The sequence below is a fragment of the Deltaproteobacteria bacterium genome, from assembly GCA_011773515.1.
Lineage (GTDB): Bacteria > Desulfobacterota > Deferrimicrobia > J040 > J040 > WVXK01.
Window position 1 is genome coordinate 22,985 of record WVXK01000108.1, and the last position, 3,921, is coordinate 26,905.

The window sequence follows — 3,921 nt, forward strand, 5'->3', positions numbered from 1 at the left end:
TCCTCGATATCCAGGGCCCGGACAACGCCGTATTTCTTAAACAGCGCATTGTATATTTCATCCCGTCCCGCGAGGGATTTTGTGTGTGATTCCGCTGCAATCTTTCCCCGCGCCGTCCTTCCCGCCTTGAAGATAACGACGGGCTTTCCGCAATTTTGAAGGGACCTCTGGAACTGCTCGGGACTTTTAACTCCCTCTATGTAGAGCGTTATCACCTTGGTGCTTGGATCCTCCGAAAAGTATTCGATGAGCTCCGCCTCGTCGACATCCGCGCGGTTTCCCATGCTCACAAACGCAGAAAAACCGATTCTCTCCTCCGAAGCCCAATCGATGAGGGCGGCCCCCACGGTTCCGCTCTGTGAGATGATCGCCATATCGCCGCGCAATCTTATGAGGGGCCAGGAGGCGCAGAGGTTGTGGTACGCGTAGTTCACTCCCTGGCAGTTCGGCCCAATTACCCGCATCTCTCTTTTTTCCGCTATCTCTGCGAGCTGTTTCTGGAGTCTCTCCCCTTCGTCACCGGCTTCGGCAAATCCCCCGGTGATAACTATGGCTGAGCGCACCCCCTTTTCTCCCAGCCTGTCAAGCGTTGCCGGTACGACCCCCGCGGGAATTATCACCACTGCCAGGTCGATTCCCTCGGGCAGATCGTCAGGGTCGTTGACACAGGATAGTCCCAGAATGTCCTTTGCCTTCGGGTTGAGCGGATATACCGTGCCTTTGAAGCCCGCGTTGATGATATTCTCCAGTATCTGGTAGCCGAGCTTTTCCGGATTCGTCGAAGCCCCAACAACGGCGATTGAATCCGGTTTGAATATCGCGTCAAGCCCCCTTTTCATGCCTGCCTCCTTCAGTCGTCATTGAAAATCAAATTATTTTCGGTGAAACGAGCGCTTTCAGCACGAAGCTTCCCGGTTCCAGAACATCCTCTCCCTCAAGATACGCAACACCGCAGGTATCGAAATCTATCGACACAACGGCTTCCCGCCCCGTCGTTATGAGATGGCCCGCAAATCTTCCGATCGAGGGCATGTGCCCGACAACAACTATTGTTCCTCCCGGATCGTTCCGGGAGAGGAGGCTGGCCACGTCCTCGGGGTTTGCTTCAGGCCCCAGAGCGTCCGAAACGATGATCTTTTCCTCATCGAACTTCAGGAACCCGGAGATTATCGCCGCCGTCTTGATCGCCCGTATTTTGTCGCTTGCATAAATCTGGTCCGGTTTTACCTTCAAAGAGGAAAGAAACGATCCGACAGAGGCGGCCTCCTCCTGCCCGCGCGGCGAGAGTGACCTCGACGGGTCAACAGATTTCGGGTTGGCTTCGCCGTGCCGAACGAGAAAAAGGCCCAGCCTGCTTTCTCTCTCCATTCTCTCCCCAGGAAAAAAAGGGATAATGAACTATTAAAATCTAAATTGACCCTTTTTAAAAGGGAAAACACCATGCCGTCGCTATTATCGCTCGATAAAAGCCTTGAACCTGTTGAAATAGTCATCTCCCCCCACGACATACGTGTCGTTGTGAGAGGCTCCCGCAATGACATAGAGCTCCTTCGGCTCGGGGGCAAGCTCGTAAAGCCTTTCGCCCATCCAGAGGGGAATGATCTCGTCCCTCTCACCGTGAACGATGAGCTTGGGTATAGCGACTTTCCCGATGAGGTCTGCCGTCTGGTAATTTGCGCTCGTTTTCATGAGATGTTTCAAAAAGGGGTAGTAGAGGTCGGCGACGTCATCTGACGAGGTAAAAGCAGATTCAATGATCAGGTACCCGGGATGAAACTTCGATGCGATATGCACGGCAAGTGCGCTTCCCAGGGACCTGCCGAAAAGCACGATTTTCTCCTCCTCGATCCCCCTCTCCTTAACGAGATACTCATACGACGCCTCTGCATCGAGAAAAGTCCCCGCCTTTGAAATCTCGCCCTCGCTCTTTCCGTATTCCCGGTAGTCAATAATGAAAACGGAGGCGCCAACGAGCTGAACGAGCAGGTTGAGATTCTCCGTTCTGTCTGCGATATTGCCGGCGTTGCCGTGAAACCAGAGGATTACCTTGTCTCCCCTCCCCTCCACGTACCATCCGTGAAGCCTTACCCCGTCACCCGTCTGGAAGTAGACGTCTTCGAACTCGAGGCCATAGTGGGACGGCGTCACGTAAATATCCCTTTCAGGGAAAAACACGAGTCCCTTTTCCATCTTTCTGCTCCAGAGTTTCGCTGCGATAAAAAAAGCTGCGCAAAGTGCAATAGCAGCTATGATCCACTTACCGGAACCCATACCCTTCAGGAAAAATCGAGGAGCTTGAGCCCTACAAGCGGGTCCATCTTCCTTGCGAGCCCGAACCCCTCGATTTCGAGTATCAGGCACTCTATGACAATAAAAATCTCACCTCTGTCCCTTATGCAGCCGGAGAGGGCATCGCTTTTCGATCCGAGGGCTGAGTGGATGTGAATCGATATCTCTCCTTCATCCATCGCTATGGAACCGGTTCCGAGAGCCTCATAGGGGCCATCAAAATCCCTTGTCACGGGGGAAGGGGGTACCTTTTCTTCTTCGGGACCGAGGACCAGCTTACCCCTGGCCAGTGCACCGAAAAGGAAAATCCACCCTGACTCGATTCCCTCATTTTTGCAGAGCTCCTTCAATGAAAGGAGTATGTCTTCCCCGTGATCCATCCTGGCAACGAGAACCCTGCCGACCTTGCCTGTAGAATATTTCATGCCCTTTTCCTTCCCTCATCTAGGTTCAGATGAAGGTAACCCTCCCGGTTGTCACCATTTCGACAAGCTTGCCCATACCGGAAATCTCACCGAGGGCAAGCTCTTTGGAAATCCCGTAAAACTCAACGCAGGTCTGGCAGAGATAAATGCCGACCCCCTGCTCCCGCAAATGTACCAGGAAATCCACTGCCACGGATGAGCCGGTGGCAAGGTATACGCCCCTGTTTATAAGGAATATCGCAGAGGGAGGGCCGCCCTCCCCACCGAGAATTTTGAGGAAGTTGCCCATGAGAAGTTTGCCCAGCTCCTCTTCCCCCTCTCCCAACCTATCGCTCGACAAAACGATGTATAGAGGCTTCATCCACCTCCCCCGTCAGACGGTTATGAAATCCCGGTATTTCACGCAGCGGCCGAACCTCAGATGGGGATGAATCTCTTTTAATTTTTCATTTCCCAGAGCGAGAAACTTTCCCTCCGCGCTCGCCAGGATCCTGCCTTCACGCTCAACCTCTCCTTCGCAGAGAACGACCTTTCCCCTGTCATCCCTGATCCAGCCGGAAACGGAGATCTCCGATGATACGGGGACGGGCGCAAGATACTTGATGCTCATCTCCGTTGTTACGTACATCGTCCTCTTTTCCCCGAAAACGACGGCAGCCCATATCATCGCCTCATCCAGAAGGGCGCAGATGATTCCACCGTGGACCATCCCCTCGTATCCGTTCAGATGCCGCCCGATGGACACAACAGCCTTGACCCTGCTCCCCTCCTCGAAGAGTTTGATCTTCATTCCCGCTTCATTGTCATCCCCGCAGGCGAAGCAGGTGTCGGTATAGGGAATGTATTCCTTTCTTTTCACGGTCACCCCGGACCGGCAGCGTCAGAAGTCCTGTGAGAGATCCACTTCCCGGGCACCGGTCAGATCTTTCAGCTCTTCGAAGGTCGACTCGAACATGTTGTTCGAACTCCCCGCCGCCGGATATATTTTCTCAAACTGCCGGAGACTTTTGTCGAGCATAACGAGTACACGTTCCGGCAGCCCAACGGGGGAAACGGCCCCGATACCGAAGCCGGTATTCTCCCGCACATCATCTTCTCCGGCAAACTTCAATTTTCTGGCCGAAAGAACATTTTTCAGCTCTTTCATATTCACCTTTTTCTCGCCCGAAATAACGACCAGGACGGGCTTTCCATCTGCCATGAAAAG

7 protein-coding genes are annotated in these 3,921 nt (G+C 53.5%); all 7 read right to left on the minus strand.

Annotated features, from left to right (window positions below; genetic code table 11):
- Positions 1-839: CoA-binding protein (locus GTN70_11530; protein ID NIO17590.1), on the minus strand; the 839-nt coding region annotated here is incomplete at its 3' end.
- 28 nt (positions 840-867) lie between these two features.
- On the minus strand, positions 868-1,368 hold the full coding sequence (sixA, locus tag GTN70_11535; protein ID NIO17591.1) for a phosphohistidine phosphatase SixA: 501 nt from the start codon (positions 1,366-1,368) through the stop codon (positions 868-870).
- Between the two features lie 84 nt (positions 1,369-1,452).
- The gene (locus GTN70_11540) at positions 1,453-2,190 is read right to left on the minus strand and encodes an alpha/beta hydrolase fold domain-containing protein (protein ID NIO17592.1); all 738 of its coding nucleotides are present in this window, start codon (positions 2,188-2,190) and stop codon (positions 1,453-1,455) included.
- 86 nt (positions 2,191-2,276) lie between these two features.
- Positions 2,277-2,714, minus strand: coding sequence for a DUF296 domain-containing protein (locus GTN70_11545; protein ID NIO17593.1), 438 nt, complete (start codon positions 2,712-2,714; stop codon positions 2,277-2,279).
- Between the two features lie 25 nt (positions 2,715-2,739).
- Positions 2,740-3,075 (minus strand): transcriptional regulator, encoded by a 336-nt coding sequence (locus GTN70_11550; GenBank protein NIO17594.1) that lies wholly within the window; start codon positions 3,073-3,075, stop codon positions 2,740-2,742.
- 12 nt (positions 3,076-3,087) lie between these two features.
- Positions 3,088-3,573 (minus strand): hotdog fold thioesterase, encoded by a 486-nt coding sequence (locus GTN70_11555; GenBank protein NIO17595.1) that lies wholly within the window; start codon positions 3,571-3,573, stop codon positions 3,088-3,090.
- A gap of 21 nt (positions 3,574-3,594) precedes the next feature.
- Positions 3,595-3,921, minus strand: a 327-nt coding sequence (locus GTN70_11560; protein ID NIO17596.1) for a YbaK/EbsC family protein, incomplete at its 5' end; no start/stop codon positions are given.